Genomic DNA, 17,386 nt, shown 5'->3' on the forward strand with positions numbered 1-17,386 from the left:
GTGGTGCCGGCTGCCCTCGACGTCTGAGCTCGCGGTGTGGCTCCCCGAACCGCGTGCAGCGATTCTTACATGGGAGCGCTTCCATGGCAATGCCTCGATACGCCTGCCGCCCACCCTACCGCCGCGCCCGCCGGCACCGGCCCGGGTGGAACGCCACGTGTGCCACGAAGGGCACCCGATCGGCGCGCGGCGTCGGGTAGGGCACGCACCTGCCTCAACATCAGCAAATCCCTAAAAGCGAATCTTTCCCCGGATAAGTCGCGAAAAGGTCTAACGTCAGCCTTAGCTCGACTGACGTCGGGCCCAGGACGAACAGGGATGGAGACGCTGGTCATGGCTAAGAAGATGCTCGGGAAGGTGGTCGCGGGCGCCGCTCTCGGCGGAGCCGGCCTTCTCGCGTTCACCCCGGGAATGGCCTACGCGGGCGGGCACGACGAGGGCAAGGTCATCGCCAAGCCCCACGTGGTGAAGGCGGGGGACACCGTCGAGCTGCTCGCGATCTGCTCCGAGCCGCAGAAGCACGCCACCGTCTGGTCGAAGGTGACCGGCAAGGTCGACCTGCACCCGGCCCGCGACGGCGAGCACGGCGACCGGGCCGACCGCGGCGGCGACTGGGGCGGCGACCAGGACTGGGGCTGGGACGACAAGGGCTCGGACGGCAAGGACGAGCACGGCAAGGGCCCGGACGGCCGCGGCGAGCCGGGGGGGGACGGGCACGGCCCCGGTGGCAACGGCCCTGGCGGGAACGGGCCGGGCGGAAACGGCCCTGGTGGCAACGGCCCTGGCGGGAACGGGCCGGGCGGGAACGGGCCGGGCGGGAACGGGCCGGGTGGCGACGGCATGCCGCAGCCTCCGGCGAACCAGCCCCAGCCGCCCGCCGGCCAGCCGGACGGACAGCCGCAGCCGGGCGGCGCGGGCGCCGGCGCGGCCGTCGACCCCGGCGACTGGCAGGGGCACGACGAGTACGGCCAGGACGCCGAGCCGGGCTGGGAGAAGGAGAAGCCGGGCGCGCCGGACTGGACCAAGGACGAGCACGGCCCCGACGGCAAGGACCGGTACGGCAAGGACGCCAAGGACGAGCACGGCAAGGACGACCGCGGCGGCCGGCCGGACGGCAAGGGCAAGGACGGCAAGGACGACTGGCAGGCGAGCGGAGGCGCCTGGCAGGACGACAAGGGCGACTACGGCAAGGACGCCGAGCGCGACTACGGCAAGGACGGCTGGGAGCACGGGAAGGACTTCATCTACTACGGCGAGGCCACCGTCTCGCACGACGCCCGGCCGGGCCGGTACGAGTTGCGGGGCACCTGCGGTGAGGGCGAGCTGGTGGTCCTGCCGCGCGGTGGGGTCGACAGCGGCGACGGTGGCATGACGACCACCGGCGTGGACCGCAACCTCGCCACCGGCGGCGCGGGCATGATCGGCGCCGCGGCACTGGGCGGCCTGGTGCTGCTGCGTCGGCGGCGGGCCGGTGGCCTGGTCTGACCGGACGACGACCCGGGCCGGCGGCCGTCACGGAAGTCCGTGGCGTGCCGCCGGCGCGGCCGTCGTCGTCCTGCTCGCCATGGCCGGGGCCGGTCTGATCGGCGCGTCCGTCCGGACCGTCACGCCACCGTCCCCACCGCAGCCGCTCGGTCAGGCGGCCCCGGTCACCGCCGGCCCGCAGGGCGATCCGGGTGGCGCCGACGCCGACCCGGACGCCGAGGGCCAACCCGCACCGGGCACCCAGGGCCAACCGGCACCGGGCACCACCGGCCGGTCCACACCGGGTGGCACCGGCCGGCCGGCAGCGGACGCCGCCGGGGGCGGCCCGGCGACGCCGGGCCCACCGGCCGGCGCCACCCCGGGTGCCGCCGCCCCGGGCACCCCGAACGCGATGGGCGCCGCCCCGGCCCCGCTGCCCCGGTCGGCGCCGGTCACCATCTCGATCCCCCGCATCGGGGTGCAGGCGCCGATCATGTCGCTCGGCACGAACCCGGACGGCACGGTCCAGGTGCCCCCGCTGGACCAGGCCATGAAGGCCGGCTGGTACTCCCCCGGCGCCAGCCCGGGCGAGGCCGGCAACGCGGTGATCGTCGGTCACGTCGATTCCGCCCAGCTCGGCCCGGCGGTGTTCTTCAACCTCGGCGCGCTGGTGGCAGGCGACACGATAGTGGTCGCCCGGCAGGACGGCTCGACCGCCACGTTCACGGTGCGGGAGGTCGGGTCGTACCCGAAGACCGCCTTTCCCGCCGCGCAGGTCTACGGTCCGTCGGACGTCCCGGCCCTGCGCGTGGTGACCTGCGGCGGGGTGTTCGACAAGACGACCGGGAGCTACCTGAACAACATCGTCGTCTACGCCCCGATGACGAGCTGAGGGCGGGAACGGCAGTGGCCCGGTGGTCGGGGAACCGACCACCGGGCCACTCGTGCGTCAGCGGTCAGGCCGCTGCCGAGGTCCGGACCAGGGTACGGATCTGGCGCAGCAGCACCGACAGCGCGGACAGGTCGGCGCGGGACTCGTCGAACTCCCCCATCGCCCGGTGTGCCCGGTGGATCGAGGTGGCGTTCGCCTGCTCCCACTCCTGCATCCGCTCCACCGGCGGCACGTCCTCCGGCGTGGACCCGAGCACCTCGGCGGTGAGCGCGGCCAGCGCGGCGTACAGGTCGTAGCGCAGCGCCATCCGGGCCAGCGTCTGCCACCGGTCCTCGCGGGGCAGCAGGGAGATCTTCGACAGCAGCGCGTCGACCCGGAACCGGTCGGAGAGCACGAAGTAGACCGAGGCCACCTCGCTCACGTCCCGCCCGGTGCCCTGCGCCGTCTCGACGATGTCCAGCAGGCCGAAGCTGTACATCAGGCGGGTCGCCTGCTCGGCCAGGTCACGCGGCAGCCCGCGGTCGACCAGCGACTCGATGTGCGCCGCGATGGCCTCCCGCTCGGTGCCCCAGAACCGGTGCTCCAGGTCCGGCAGGAGCCGGGCCACACCGTCACGCAGCCGGGCGATCTCCGCCGGCACGTCGATCGGCGAGCGTCGGTTGGTGACCAGCCAGCGCACCGCGCGGTCGAGCAGCCGCCGGGTGTCCAGATAGACGGCGGTCTGCAACTCGGGCGAGACCTTGTTGTCCAGCGCCTCGACCGCGTCCCACAGGTCACGCAGGCCGAACACCTCGCGGACCACCACGTACGCCCGGAGCACGTCGGCGGCGGACGCCGCCGTCTCCTCGACCACCCGGAAGACGAACGAGATGCCGCCCCGGTTGATCGCCTCGTTGACGAGGACGGTGGTGACGATGTCCCGGCGCAGCCGGTGCCGGCCCATCCGCTCGGCGAAGCGCTGCCGCAGCGGCGTCGGGAAGTAGTTGACCAGGACGTCGGTCGTCCACTCCTCGTCCGCCAGGCCCTCGCCGACGATCTCGCGCTCCAGCACGATCTTGACGTACGCGAGCAGCACCGCGAACTCCGGCGCGGTCAGGCCGCTCTCGGTGCGGACCGCCAGCTCCTCGTCCGACGGCAGCGCCTCCAGCGCCCGGTCCAGCGCGCCGGACCGCTCCAACTCGTTGATCATCCGCCGGTGCACCGGGAGCAGCGAGGCGGCCTGGGCCTGGGCGTTGTTGAGCGCCCGTGCCTGGTCGTAGTTGTCCCGCAGCACCAGATCGGCGACCTCGTCGGTCATCTGGGCCAGCAGCTCGTCGCGCTCCGGCCGGTCCAGCTCACCGTCGGCGACAGCTGTGTTGAGCAGGATCTTGATGTTGACCTCGTGGTCGGAGCAGTCCACACCGGCCGCGTTGTCGATGAAGTCGGTGTAGATGCGGCCGCCGGTCGAGGCGTACTCGATCCGGCCATGCTGGGTGAAGCCCAGGTTGCCGCCCTCGCCGACCACCCGGCAGCGCAGGCCCTTGCCGTCGACCCGGATGGCGTCGTTGGACTTGTCCCCCACCTCGGCGTTGGTCTGGCTGGACGCCTTGACGTAGGTGCCGATGCCGCCGTTCCAGAACAGGTCGACCGGCGCGGTGAGGATCGCCTTCATCAGCTCCTGCGGGCTGAGCTGCGTGACGTCCTCGTCGAGGCCGAGCACCGCACGGACCTGCGGCGATACCGGCAACGACTTCGCGGTACGCGGGTAGACGCCGCCGCCTTCGGAGATCAGCTCGCGGTCGTAGTCCTCCCACGACGAGCGGGGCATGTCGAACAGCCGCTTGCGCTCCTGGAAGGACCGGGCCGAGTCCGGATCCGGGTCCAGGAAGATGTGCCTGTGGTCGAACGCGGCCACCAGCCGGATGTGCGGCGACAGCAGCATCCCGTTGCCGAACACGTCGCCGGACATGTCGCCGACGCCGACCACAGTGAAGTCCTGCGTCTGGGTGTCGTGCCCCAGCTCCCGGAAGTGCCGCTTCACCGACTCCCAGGCGCCCCGGGCGGTGATGCCCATCTTCTTGTGGTCGTAGCCGGCCGAGCCGCCGGAGGCGAACGCGTCGCCCAGCCAGAAGCTGTGCGCCTCGGAGATCTCGTTGGCGATGTCGGAGAACGTCGCGGTGCCCTTGTCGGCGGCCACCACCAGGTACGGGTCGTCGCCGTCGTGCCGCACCACGTCCTCGGGCGGCACGATCTCGCCGCTGACGATGTTGTCGGTGACGTCGAGCAGCGCGGAGATGAACTCCTTGTAGCAGATCACCGCCTCGTCCCGGTCGCCCGGCTTCTGCTTGAGCACGAAGCCGCCCTTGGCGCCGACCGGCACGATCACCGCGTTCTTCACCATCTGCGCCTTGACCAGGCCGAGCACCTCGGTCCGGAAGTCCTCACGCCGGTCGGACCAGCGCAGGCCGCCGCGGGCCACCGGCCCGTAGCGCAGGTGCACGCCCTCGAACCGGGGCGAGTAGACGAAGATCTCGAACTTGGGTCGCGGCGCCGGCAGGTCCGGGATGGCCTGCGGGTCCAGCTTGAACGCCACGTACGCCTTGGGCCGCCCGCCCACCGGCTTCTGGTAGAAGCTGGTGCGCAGCGTGGCCTGGATCAACGTCAGGTACGACCGCAGGATGCGGTCCTGGTCGAGGCTGGCCACGTCGTCCAGCGCCTCGCCGATCGCGTCGACCAGCTCGCCGCTGCGCCGCCGGCGCTCGTCGAGCGTGGTCGCGCCCGGGGCGAACCGGGTCTCGAACAGCTTCACCAGCAGTTCCGCGATCTGCGGGTACGCGATGAACGTCTGCTCCATGTACTCCTGGGAGAACACGGTGCCGGCCTGCCGCAGGTACTTCGCGTACGCGCGCAGCACGACGACCTGCCGCCAGGTGAGCCCGGCCCGGAGCACCAGCTCGTTGAAGCCGTCCACCTCGGCCTCGCCCCGCCACGCCGCGGCGAAGGCGTTCTCCACGTGCGGACGCACCTCGGCCAGGTCCTGGTGCCGCTCGGGCAGCTCCAGACCGAAGTCGTAGAGCCAGATCCGGCCGTCGACGCGCTCCACCTCGTACGGGTGCTCGTCGACCGCCTTCACGCCGAGCGAGTGCAGCACCGGCAGCACGGCGGAGAGCATCATCGGCTCGCCGTACCGGTAGACCTTGAACCGCACGTCCATCGCCTCGTCGGCGTCGGCGGCGCGGGCGGCGTACGGGCGCGGCGGCGCCTGCTTACGGAACAGGTGCATCTCCAGCTGGCCGGGCTCCTCCAGCAGCTCCAGCTTCGCCAGGTCCTTCATCGCCTCGTACGGCGTGTGCCCGTCCTTGTAGCCCTCCGGGAACGCGTCGGCGTACCGGGCGAACAGGTGCTTGGCCTGCTCGTCGCCGAGCTTGCGTTCCAGCACCAGCCGGTAGTCGTCGTCCCAGAGCCGGGTCGCGTCGGCCAGTTCCTCGGCGAGCAGGTCGGCGTCGATCTCGCCGGGCGGGCTGTTCGGGTCGGTACGCACGATGAAGTGCACCCGCGCCAGCATCGACTCGGTCACCCGGGTGGTGTAGTCGACGCCGACGCCGTTCAGCTCGCGCAGCAGGATGTCCTGCATGCGCAACCGGTTCTGCGTGGTGAACCGGTCCCGCGGCAGGTAGATCAGGCAGGAGATGAACCGCCCGTACGCGTCGCGGCGCAGGAACACCCGCAGTTGCCGGCGGCCCGCCATCCGCAGCACGCCGATCACCGCGTGGTAGAGGTCGTCGGTCTTGATCTGGAACAGCTCGTCGCGCGGGTAGGTCTCCAGGATCTGCAGCAGGTCCTTGCCGGAGTGGCTGCGCAGGCTCAGGCCCGACCGGTCGAGCACCTCGGCGACCTTGCGCCGGACCACGGGCAGCTCCTGCACGCTGGTCCGGTACGCGGCGGTGGAGAACAGGCCCAGGAAGCGCCGCTCCCCGACCACCTCACCGGCCTCGTTGAAGATCTTGAAACCGATGTAGTCGAGGTACGCCGAGCGGTGCACCGTGGCACGCGAGTTGGCCTTGGTGATGATGAGCAGGCGCTTCTCCAGCACCTTCTCGTGCGCCTCGGACGTCATCGAGTTCAGCGACCGGGCCTCCGGCGAGTCGGAGCGCAGGATGCCCAGCCCGGTGCCGAGCACCGCCTCCAGGGCCTGCCCGCCGCGCGCCCCGTCGGTGTGGACCAGGCGGTACTCGCGGTAACCGAGGAACGTGAAGTGGTCGTGCGCCAGCCAGCGCAGCAGCTCGACCGAGTCGGTGATGTCCTTCTCCGGCACCGGCGGGCGGTTGTCCGACGTCCGGGCGGCGGCCAGCTCGTCGGCGAGCGCGAGGGCCCGCTGCCGCATCTTCGGCCAGTCCTCGACCGCCTCGCGCACGTCGGTGAGCACCCGCTGCAACTCGCGCCGCAGCGTCTCCCGCTCGGCCGGGTCGCGGACCGGGTCGATCTCGATCCGCATCCAGCTCTCGACCAGGTCACCGGCGATCGCGTCGTCCGGCTCCACGTCCGCCGAGACCTCGGTGAGCCGGCCCAGCGGCTCGCGCCGCACCACGACCAGCGGGTGCACGAGCAGGTGCACGTCGAGGTGGCGGGAGTTCAGCAGGGCGGTCACCGAGTCGACCAGGAACGGCATGTCGTCGGTGACGATCTCGACGACCGTGTGGTGCTGTTCGGCGTCCGGCTCGTGGATGCGGAGCTTCAGCTCGCCCGGCACCCGCTGCTGGGCCAGGTCCCGGTGGGTCCGGGCCGCCTCCAGCATCTCCTCGGCGGTGAAGCCGATCAGCTCCTCGTCCGGCGCGAACCGCCAGAAGCGGTCCACGAGTGTGGCCGCGTCGTGGTCGTCGCCTGCCAGCACGACCGCCTGGGCGACCAGCCGCTCCGCGTTGGGAACGGGCTCGTCCAGCTCGGCGTCCTCCGACTCGTCGGCCAGTGCCTGCGCGGGCAGGCCCAGGTCGTAGAGGGTGTCGATGCTGGAACCGGTCATCCCGGTCACTCCTGTGTCGAGACGGCTGAAACCGTCTCCGTCGGTCGCCGAATCGAAGCTGTCGTCGTCCCGGCCGGTGTCAGCCTGCCGGAGGTCGGGTCCCGGTTTGATCGCCGGACGCCGGTCCATCGGTGCCACTCCCCTCGACCCACCGCGTTGTGGGTCACTCTGCCGCCCAGCCTAGGCCCTACCGCGCGGTACCTCCCGCGGCGGACCACCGGCCGGACGTCCGGATCGGGACTCTGACCTTTCACCCGTTGCGGGTCCGTGGTCGGCCGCTCGCGGAGTACCCCGACTGGCGATGTTCATCACACTGCCACACGCTGCTTCTGGCGCTGCCGGAGGCCGCGGCGGGGCGGTGGGGAACGCCGGGCCGTACTAGCGTGCAGGGCAGTTGAGCACCGGAGGGACTGCTTCATGCCCGTGTCGTACCCCGTCCGCCCCCGCCGTCACACCCGTCACCGCGCCCTCGCGGCGCTGGTCGCCGTCCTGGTCACGGCCGGCGCGCTGACCGGATGCTCCGGGGACGACGGCCCGGAGACGGCGGTCGAGGCGTTCCTCGGCGGCTGGCGCTCCGGTGACCTCCAGGCGGTCGGCTTCGTCGAGCCGACCGGCGGGCGGCTGCCCGCCGGTGAGGTGACCAAGCAGATCCAGGCACTCGCCGGCGCGCTCGCGGCCAACCCGCCGGAGCTGGCCCGCACCGGCGACATCACCACCAAGGGCGACGTCGCCACCGCCCGGGTCAAGGTGAGCTGGGCGCTGTCCGGCGGCGGCACCTGGGCCTACGAGAATCCGGTACGCCTCAAGCGCGGCGGCGACGACCGGTGGCAGGTGATCTGGGAGCCGTCGGTGGTGCACGAGAAGCTGGAGAGCGGTGACAGGATCGCGCTGCGGCGGGAGCCGGCGCAGCGCGCCGGTGTGCTGGACGCGGCCGGTCAGCCGATCGTCGCGCCACGCCCGGTGGTCCGGGTGCAGCTCGTCCCCGGCGAGGTCGACGACGTCCCCGGCATGGTCCGGAAGCTGGACGCCGCGTTCAAGGCGATCCGGCCCGCGCTCACCCCGCCGGTCGACCTGGGCGACCTGCCGAAGCGGCTCAAGGAGGCGAAGCCGGACGGCCTGGTCGAGGTGGTGACGTTGCGCGACGAGGCGTACCGGCAGATCAAGCCGCGCATCTACGACCTGCCCGGCACCCGGTTCGTCTCGGAGCAGCTCATGCTGGCGCCGACCCGCGAGTTCGCCCGGGCGCTGCTCGGCTCGGCCGACCAGGCCACCGCCGACGACCTCCAGGCCCACCCCGACCGGTACGCGCGCGGCGACCTGGTCGGCCACGGCGGTCTCCAGGCCCGGTACGACGAGCGGCTGCGCGGCGTCCCCGGCGTCACCGTGATCACCGAGCGGACCACCCCGGACGGCAAGGTGGAGCCGACCGGTACGGAGCTGTTCCGCAGCGAGCCGAAGCCCGGTCAGCCGGTGAAGACCACTCTCGACGTGGCCACCCAGAACGCGGCCGACGCCGCGCTGAGCGGGCAGACCCGCCGATCCGCCCTGGTGGCGCTACGGATCAGCGACGGCGCGGTGCTGGCCGCCGCGAACGGTCCCGGCGCGGCCGGCGAGAACCTCGCCTTCACCGCCCAGGTGCCGCCGGGCTCGACGTTCAAGATGGTCAGCGCGCTCGGTCTGCTCGACCGCGGCGCGGTGACGCCGCAGACCACTGTGAACTGCCCGAAGACGTCGACGGTCGAGGGCCGGGTCTTCAAGAACTCGGACAACTTCGAGCTGGGCGCGGTGCCGTTCGCCACCGACTTCGCCAAGTCCTGCAACACCGCCTTCACCGCGCTGGCGCCGAAGCTCGGCCCGGACGGGCTGGCCCAGGCCGGCCGTACGCTCGGCCTGGAGGCGACGTGGGATCTCGGCGCGGAGGCGTTCACCGGCAAGATCTCCGCCAACGGCTCGGCCACCGAGCAGGCCGCCGCCGCGATCGGCCAGGGCACCACGCTGGTGAGCCCGCTGGTGATGGCGAGCGCCACGGCGGCGGTGGCCCGGGGCAAGTTCGAGCAGCCCAAGCTGCTGCTCGACCCGGCGCCGGCCAAGCCCGCGCCGGCCGGCGAGGCGCTCAAGCCGGAGTCGGTGACGGCGCTGAAGTCGATGATGCGCGGGGTGGTCACAGCGGGCAGCGGCAGCGCGCTGGCGGACGTGCCGGGCGAGCCGGTGCACGGCAAGACCGGCACCGCGGAGTACGACGACAACCCGGCCCACACGCACGCCTGGTTCGTCGGCTGGCAGGGCGACGTGGCCTTCGCCGTCTTCGTCGAGCAGGGCGGGGCGGGCTCGAAGGTCGCGGCGCCGATCGCCGAGAAGTTCCTGCGCGGCCTGGCCGCGAGCTGAGGCGTACCGGTCAGGCGATGTCGCTGCCGGAGCGGGCCGGGTCCGGCTCGTCTCCGGCGGAGCGACGCAGCAGGCCGGGCCCCAGCGGGTCGTCGCCGAGGTCGTCGCCGGCGGTCGGGTCGGGGCCGATCGGCTCCACCGCGACCGCCGGCGCCGGTACGGCCGCCGGGGCGGGCAGCGGCTCGGGCTCCGGCAGGCTGTCGGCGGCGCGGGGCGCCGGTGCGACCGGCCCGGCCGGCAGCAGCCGGGGCGGCACGGCACCCGGCGCGACGACCGGGGCGAGCCCGGCCACCACGGTGTTCACGATCTCGGCCGCGTACGCCCCGTCCGGGTCGTAGTCGGGGTCGAAGACTGTCAGCTCGACGCCGAGGCAGTGCGGGGTGTCGACCAGCCCGGCGAGCAGGATCTCCAGCTCGGCGAAGGCGATGCCGCCCGGGTCGGGCGCGTCCACGGCGGGCATCACCGCCGGGTCGAGCACGTCCACGTCGATGTGCACCCAGTAGCCGGCGCAGTCGACGAGCTGCTCGTGCGCCCACTGCGCGGTACGGGCGGCGCCCTCGGCGCGCAGCGCCGGCACCGGCCGGGTGGTGATGCCGGCGGCCTGGAGGTCGAGACGGTACTCGTCCTGCGCGCGGATGCCGAGCACCACCACGTCGATGTCCCGGAAGTACGGCCGGCGGCCCTCGATCGCGGCCAGGTCGGGCTGTCCCCGGCCGGTGACCAGGGCGAGATCCTCCCCTGCTGCGGCGCCCACGTAGGAGGCGTTGCCGGGGTGCCGGAAGTCGGAGTGGCCGTCGACGAAGACCAGCCCGATCCGCCCGCCGACCGCCTCGCCGAGGCGGTGCATGGCCAGCGCCGAGCCGAGCAGCACCGAGCAGTCGCCGCCGAGCACCAGCGGGAACTCGCCCCGGTCGATGATCGCGCCGATCCGGTCGGCGAGCGCCACCGAGTACGCCGAGATCTCCGGCGCGTGGCAGACGCCGTCGCCGGGCCGCCAGTCGCCCGGGTCGTACCGGGGCGGGGTGAGGCAGCCGGCGTCGCGGGCCCGCAGCCGGGCGAGCAGGCCGTTGTCGCGCAGCGCGCCAGGCGCCTTCGCGCACCCGGGGATGGAGCTCACGGTGGGCGGGCGCAGTCCGAGGTTCGTCGGCGCGTCGAGGACGGCGATCCGGCGCATCATGGGCTCCCGTCCTCGGCGGTCGGGCGGGCCGGCGGTGCGCCGGCCCGCGCGGGTTGACTCAGAACAGCGCGCTGGCCAGGGCGCGTCGGGCGGAGGCCACGGCGGGGTCGTCCGGGCCGGCGATGGTGAACAGGCCGAGCAGGTGCTGGCGTACCCGGTCCCGGTCGTCCCCGGCGGTGCGCCGGACCAGGCCGACCAGCCGTTCGTACGCCTGGTCGGCGAGGCCGCTGAGCACCTCGATGTCGGCGGCCAGCAGCTGGGTGTCCACGTCGTCGGGGGCGGCGGCCGCGGCGTCCAGCGCGCCCTGCGGGTCCGCGCCGGCCACCCGGCGGGCCAGCCCGACCTGCGCCAGGCCCGCCTCCGCCGCCGCGTCCGCGGGCGACTCGGCCAGGATCTTCCGGTACGCCGCCTCCGCCGCGTCGAGGTCACCGCTCATCAGCGCGTCGTCGGCGGCGTCGAGGCGCGGGTCCTCCGGCTCGGCGACTGTGACGCCACCGGCCTTGAGGACCGCCTGGAGCCACTGTCGCAACTGCGACTCCGGCACCGGGCCGGGGAAGGCGTCGATCGGACGGCCGCCGACGATGGCGTACGTGGTGGGCAGCGTCTGGAGCTGGAACATCTGCGCGAGCCGCGGGTGCTGCTGCACGTCGACCCGGGCCAGCAGCCACGCTCCGCCGCCCTCGGCGGCCAGCCGCTCCAGCACCGGGGCGAACTGGTCGCTCTCCGGGTAGCCGGCGGCGCCGAAGAAGACCACCACCGGTGTGGTGAGCGAGCGTTCGAGCACCTCGGACTGGATGTTCGCCTCGGTCACGTCGATCACGGCGGCGGAGCCTGCGGGGCTGCCCGGCAGCCCGGTCGGCCCAGCGCCCTGGGACGGTGTGGCGGAGGAGGTGTCGGCCGGTGCGGGGGTGCGCAGCGCGCTGAGGTCGACCGCGCCGCGGGTGAAGATCGACGAGGTGATCCGTGGGTCGCTCATGGTTGTCTAGTCTCGCACGTACCCCGAGGATCTCCGACCACCCGCAACGCCCACGTCGCCACTCTCACCCTGCTCAACCCCGGCGCCGCACCACCACCCCTCCTCCCCGCGATCTTGCACTTTCCGCCCCGGCAAATGCGACGAATGCCGCACACGGAGGGCTCGAAGTGCAAGATCGCCGGGGTGAGAGCGGGGCGGGGGAGAGAGCGCGCGGGTTAGAAGCGGGCCGGTTCGCGGTAGATGCCCCACTCGGCGCGGAGGGCGTCGCAGATCTCGCCGAGGGTGGCCTCGGCGCGGACCGCGTCGAGCATGGCGGGAATCATGTTCTCGCCGGTCCGGGAGACCTCGACCATCCGCTTGACGGCGGCGGTGACGGCGGCGTCGTCGCGGGCCGACTTGCGCTCGGTCAGCACCCGGCGCTGCTCCAGCTCCACCTCGTGCGAGATGCGCAGGATCTCCAGGTCCTTGGCGACGGTGCCGGTGTGGCAGTTGACGCCGACGATCCTCTTGTCGCCCTTCTCCAGCGCCTGCTGGTAGACGAATGCCGACTCGGCGATGTGCCCGGTGAACCAGCCGTCCTCGATGCCGCGCAGGATGCCGGAGGTCATCGGGCCGATGGTGTGCGGACCCTCGCCGCCGAGCTGCCTGATCCGGGCGAAGATCTCCTCCGCCTCGGCCTCGATCCGGTCGGTGAGCGCCTCGACGTACCAGGAGCCGCCGAGCGGGTCGGCCACGTTCGTCACCCCGGTCTCCTCCATCAGCACCTGCTGGGTACGCAGGGCGATCTCGGCCGACTCGTCGGTGGGCAGGGCGAGCGTCTCGTCGAGGGCGTTGGTGTGCAGCGAGTTGGTGCCGCCGAGCACAGCGGCCAGGGCCTCGACGGCGGTACGCACCACGTTGTTCACCGGCTGCTGCGCGGTCAGCGACACCCCGGCGGTCTGCGTGTGGAACCGCAGCCACTGCGCCTTCTCGCTGGTGGCGCCGTACACGTCGCGCAGCCAGCGGGCCCAGATCCGGCGGGCGGCGCGGAACTTGGCGATCTCCTCGAAGAAGTCCACATGGGAGTCGAAGAAGAAGCTCAGGCCGGGGGCGAACGTGTTCACGTCCAGGCCGCGCGAGAGGCCCAGCTCGACGTACCCGAACCCGTCGGCCAGCGTGTACGCCAGCTCCTGCGCGGCGGTCGAGCCGGCCTCGCGGATGTGGTAGCCGGAGACGGACAGCGGCTTGTACCGCGGGATCTCCCGGGCGCAGTACTCCATCAGGTCACCGATGAGGCGCAGGTGCGGCTCGGGGTCGAACAGCCACTCCTTCTGCGCGATGTACTCCTTGAAGATGTCCGTCTGGAGTGTCCCGTCCAGCGTGGACAGATCGGCGCCCTGCCGTTCAGCGGCGACCAGGTACATGCAGAAGACCGGCACGGCCGGACCGGAGATGGTCATCGAGGTGGTCACACCGGCGAGGTCGATGCCGTCGAACAGTACCTCCATGTCGGCCGCCGAGTCCACGGCGACGCCACAGTGGCCGACCTCGCCGAGGGACTGCGGGTCATCCGAGTCGCGGCCCATCAGCGTCGGCATGTCGAAGGCGACGGAGAGACCGCCGCCGCCCGCGCCGAGGATCATCTTGTAGCGCTCGTTGGTCTGCCGGGCGTTGCCGAATCCGGCGAACTGCCTGATGGTCCAGGTCCGCCCGCGGTAGCCGGTCGGATACAGACCCCTGGTGTACGGGAACTCGCCCGGCCAGCCGATCCGCTCGAACCCGGGGTACGCGGTGTCCTCCGGCGGGCCGTACACCGGCTCGACCGGCATTCCGGACAGCGTGGTGAAGTCCGCGTCGCGCTTGCGGGCGGCGTCGTAGCGGGCCTGCCAGCGGGCCCGACCGGCGGCGATCTCGTCAGCGTCCATGCGCGGAGCTCCTTCTCAAGTCGTCGTCCCGAGTCCGAGTGTAGAGCGAGATCCTGAACGATCCTTAAGGGCTCGCGTACCGGCCGGTAACCCGGCGACCGGCCCGCCGGGACGACCCGTCACCGTCGGTCCGCAGGTCAGGGCGCTGCCGCACGTCGCGGACCGCTGCCCGGCGCGGCCTCCCGGCTCCCGCCGGGTCGCCGTCTCACACGTCCAGTACGTGCGGTGCCCCGACCGATCCGCGGTGAGGATCGTCGAGTGCACCCCCGGCACCCACGGGTGACCGTCAGCCGGGGGGCTCCGGGCCACCGGCGCGCATGACGTCCCGGGCGGTGAGCGCCACGTGCAGCGACAGGCGCCGCTCGCTCGAATCCAGGTCGACGCCGAGCACCCGCTCGATCAGCTCCAGCCGCTGGTAGAGCGCTGATCGCGACAGCGAAATCGCGTCCGCCGCGCGCCGCTTGTTGCGCCCCTCCACGAGGTACGTCTCCAGCAGCGCGACGTGGTTCGTGCCGTGGCGCTGGTCGTAGGAGAGCAGCGGGCCCAGCTCGCGCTCGACGAACGTCTGGAGGCGCACGTCGTCGCGCAGCAGGTACAGCAGGCCCCGGAGGCGGACGTCGTACAGCCGGTAGAACGGGCGCGGCTCGGCGGTGTGCACTGTCGCGTCGGCCACCTGCGCCGCCTCGACCAGTGAGCGCCGGGCCAGGTCGAGCGTCCGGACCACCGATCCGGCGGCGACCACGACGTCCGCGCCGGCCCGGTGGCCCGCCCGGGTGAGCGCGGCGGACAGGCTCCCCAGCGCGGCCGCGTCGGAGCCGGTCTCGTCGAGCGCGACGAGGAGGGTGACGCCGGTGCCGCCTGCCGCCTCGTCCACGTCGCCGGCGAGCGCGGCGAGCCCGCACTCGCGTACCGCCGTCTCCACCGCGTCGAGCAGTTCCCGCCGGCGCGCGTTCCCCTCGACGCCGCCGGCCGGGGCCGCCCGGCGCCGCCGGACCGCGACGCCGAGCAGCAGTCGCTGGTCCAGTACGACACCGAGCCCGCGCGCCCGCAACGCCACGTCCCGGGTGGGCGCGGAGTGGTTGACGATGCTCAGCAGCAGACTGCTGCGGGCCTGCCGCTCGACCGACGACGAGTCCCGGGCGACGAGCTGGTTCAGCGCGATGGTGGACGCGGCGCGTTCCAGCAGCACCCGGGTCCGGGCCGGCGGCGCCTGGTCGCACAGCAGCACGAGCCGCCCCCACCGGTTGCCCCGCGCCTCGACGCTCGTCACGAGCCAGCCCGATCGCGGCTCGTAGCCGGTGCCGGACGGGACCTCGACCGCACGCGAGCGGGTCTCCCAGCGGTCGAGCAGTTCCTCGGCGGTCAGCGGGCCGGTCTCGTACGCCAGCACCTGGTGGGCGAGGTTCTCCAGCACTGCGGGACGCCGGGACAGGCGGGTGACCTCCCGGAGCACCTGCCGGGGCTCGGCGCCCTCCACCGACAGCTCGGTGAAGATGCGGTGGATCTCGTCCTTCGCGAGCAGGTCGGCCGTCTGCTCCTCGACGATCACCGAGTGGACGACCTCGGTCACCGCGACGAACCGCATCTCGCGCCGCAGCGCGATGAGGGGCAGGTTCCGGCTGCGGGCGTGCTCGACCAGCCCGGCCGGCAGCGTGCCGCCGAACCGGCGGCCCAGCTCGACCACCACACCCGCCACCCCGACGGCGGCCAGGCCGTCGATCCACCGGCGCAGCCCGCCGTCGTCGGGGGGCAGGCCGATGCCTGTGGTCAGGACCAGCTCGCCACCGCGGAGCAGGTCGGCGATCTCGGGGATCTCGGCGACGTGCACCCAGCGCACCGGCGCGTCCAGCCGGTCCCGGCCCGCCAGGACGTGCGGCCCGGCCTGCTGCAGCGCCGGCAGTTCGAGCACGTCACGGACGGTCATCGGCATCGGAGCGCCTCCCCCTCTCCTCCGGCGCACAGTATGTGCGCTTCCCGCGGACGGGAACGACACAGTGCCCGTTGCCCGGACCTGGGGAAGCGCAGATGATCCCGGGCATGACCCAGACAGCGCCCGGCACCGACCCCGCTCCCGTCCCGCTGGAGCGGGTGACCCACTGGATCGACGGCAAGCCGTTCGCCGGCGTCACCGAGCGTACGGCCCCAGTCTACGATCCGGCGCTGGGCGCGATCCGGACGGAGGTGCCGCTGGCCTCGGTCGACGAGGTGGACCGGGCCGTCGCGTCCGCCGCCGCCGCGTTCACCTCCTGGCGGACCTCGTCGCTGACCAGGCGCACCCAGGTGCTGTTCGCGTTCCGGGAGCTGGTCGACCAGCACAAGCAGGAGCTGGCCGAGCTGATCACGGCCGAGCACGGCAAGGTCGTCTCGGACGCCCTCGGCGAGGTCACCCGCGGCCTGGAGGTCGTCGAGTTCGCCTGCGGCATCCCGCATCTGCTCAAGGGCGGCTACTCCGAGGGCGTGTCCACGAACGTGGACGTCTACTCGATCCGGCAGCCGGTCGGCGTCTGCGCCGTCATCTCGCCGTTCAACTTCCCGGTGATGGTCCCGATGTGGTTCGTGCCCATCGCCATCGCGGCGGGCAACACGGTCGTGCTCAAGCCCAGCGAGAAGGACCCGTCCGCGTCGCTGCTCGTGGCCCGGCTCTGGGAGCGGGCCGGCCTGCCCGCGGGCGTGTTCAACGTGGTGCACGGCGACAAGGTCGCGGTGGACCGGCTGCTGAAGCACCCCCAGGTCAGGGCGGTGTCGTTCGTCGGCTCCACGCCGATCGCCCGGTACGTGTACGAGACCGGCACCCGCAACGGCAAGCGCGTCCAGGCCCTCGGCGGCGCGAAGAACCACATGGTGGTGCTGCCGGACGCCGACCTCGACCTGGCCGCCGACGCGGCTGTGAACGCCGGGTTCGGCTCGGCCGGCGAGCGGTGCATGGCGATCTCGGCCCTGGTGGTCGTCGAGCCCGTCGCCGACGACCTGGTGGCCCGGATCCGGGAGCGCGTCGCCACCCTGAAGGTGGGTGACGGGCGGCGCTCCTGCGACATGGGTCCGCTGGTCACGAAGGAGCACCGCGACCGCGTCGCGTCGTACCTCGACGCGGGTGTCGAGGCCGGCGCCGAACTGGTGGTGGACGGCCGCGACGTGCGGGTCGACGGGGACGAGTCGGGGTTCTGGCTCGGGCCGAGCCTGCTGGACCGGGTGTCGCCGGAGATGAGCGTCTACACCGACGAGATCTTCGGGCCGGTGCTCTCAGTGGTGCGCGTCGGCAGCTACGACGAGGCGCTCGCGCTGGTGAACGCCAACCGGTACGGCAACGGGACGGCCATCTTCACCAACGACGGCGGCGCGGCCCGCCGCTACCAGAACGAGGTCGAGGCCGGCATGGTCGGGGTCAACGTGCCGATCCCGGTGCCGATGGCCTACTACTCCTTCGGCGGCTGGAAGGACAGCCTCTTCGGCGACTCGCACGCCCACGGCGCCGAGGGCGTGCACTTCTTCACCCGCGGCAAGGTCGTCACCTCCCGGTGGCTCGACCCCAGCCACGGCGGCATCGACCTCGGCTTCCCCGAGAACGTCTGAGCAGCGGAGAGAGAACGTC

9 protein-coding genes are annotated in these 17,386 nt (G+C 72.7%); 4 read left to right on the forward strand and 5 right to left on the reverse strand.

Annotation, left to right across the window (positions count from 1 at the left end; genetic code table 11):
- Positions 1-318: 318 nt before the first annotated feature.
- Together O7622_RS27845 and O7622_RS27850 are read left to right on the forward strand one after the other, a co-directional pair.
- Positions 319-1,485, forward strand: a complete 1,167-nt coding sequence (locus O7622_RS27845) for a hypothetical protein (protein ID WP_282311055.1) — start codon at positions 319-321, stop codon at positions 1,483-1,485.
- Positions 1,486-1,564: 79 nt separating this feature from the next.
- Positions 1,565-2,356 (forward strand): class F sortase, encoded by a 792-nt coding sequence (locus tag O7622_RS27850; protein WP_282311056.1) that lies wholly within the window; start codon positions 1,565-1,567, stop codon positions 2,354-2,356.
- A 64-nt stretch (positions 2,357-2,420) separates the two neighbouring features.
- On the opposite strand, the gene O7622_RS27855 is transcribed toward O7622_RS27850, so the two are convergent.
- Positions 2,421-7,484, reverse strand: coding sequence for an NAD-glutamate dehydrogenase (locus O7622_RS27855; protein ID WP_282311057.1), 5,064 nt, complete (start codon positions 7,482-7,484; stop codon positions 2,421-2,423).
- A 288-nt stretch (positions 7,485-7,772) separates the two neighbouring features.
- Between O7622_RS27855 and O7622_RS27860 the strand changes: the two genes are divergently transcribed.
- Positions 7,773-9,740, forward strand: a complete 1,968-nt coding sequence (locus tag O7622_RS27860; RefSeq protein WP_282311058.1) for a penicillin-binding transpeptidase domain-containing protein — start codon at positions 7,773-7,775, stop codon at positions 9,738-9,740.
- A gap of 10 nt (positions 9,741-9,750) precedes the next feature.
- On the opposite strand, the gene O7622_RS27865 is transcribed toward O7622_RS27860, so the two are convergent.
- The 4 genes from O7622_RS27865 to O7622_RS27880 form a co-directional block, all read right to left on the reverse strand.
- The gene (locus O7622_RS27865) at positions 9,751-10,917 is read right to left on the reverse strand and encodes an arginase family protein (RefSeq protein WP_282311059.1); all 1,167 of its coding nucleotides are present in this window, start codon (positions 10,915-10,917) and stop codon (positions 9,751-9,753) included.
- A gap of 58 nt (positions 10,918-10,975) precedes the next feature.
- Entirely contained in the window at positions 10,976-11,893 is a 918-nt protein-coding gene (locus O7622_RS27870) for a tetratricopeptide repeat protein (RefSeq protein ID WP_282311060.1), read from the reverse strand.
- A 215-nt stretch (positions 11,894-12,108) separates the two neighbouring features.
- A complete protein-coding gene (locus tag O7622_RS27875) occupies positions 12,109-13,797 on the reverse strand; it encodes a methylmalonyl-CoA mutase family protein (protein WP_282311061.1) in 1,689 nt (562 codons plus the stop codon).
- Positions 13,798-14,083: 286 nt separating this feature from the next.
- Positions 14,084-15,727, reverse strand: coding sequence for a PucR family transcriptional regulator (locus O7622_RS27880; RefSeq protein ID WP_282311062.1), 1,644 nt, complete (start codon positions 15,725-15,727; stop codon positions 14,084-14,086).
- A gap of 149 nt (positions 15,728-15,876) precedes the next feature.
- Here O7622_RS27880 and O7622_RS27885 point away from each other — a divergent pair, with 149 nt between their 5' ends.
- A complete protein-coding gene (locus O7622_RS27885) occupies positions 15,877-17,367 on the forward strand; it encodes a CoA-acylating methylmalonate-semialdehyde dehydrogenase (protein WP_282314251.1) in 1,491 nt (496 codons plus the stop codon).
- The last annotated feature ends 19 nt before the right edge of the window (positions 17,368-17,386 follow it).

This window comes from Micromonospora sp. WMMD1076 (genome assembly GCF_029581475.1).
GTDB lineage: Bacteria > Actinomycetota > Actinomycetes > Mycobacteriales > Micromonosporaceae > Micromonospora > Micromonospora aurantiaca.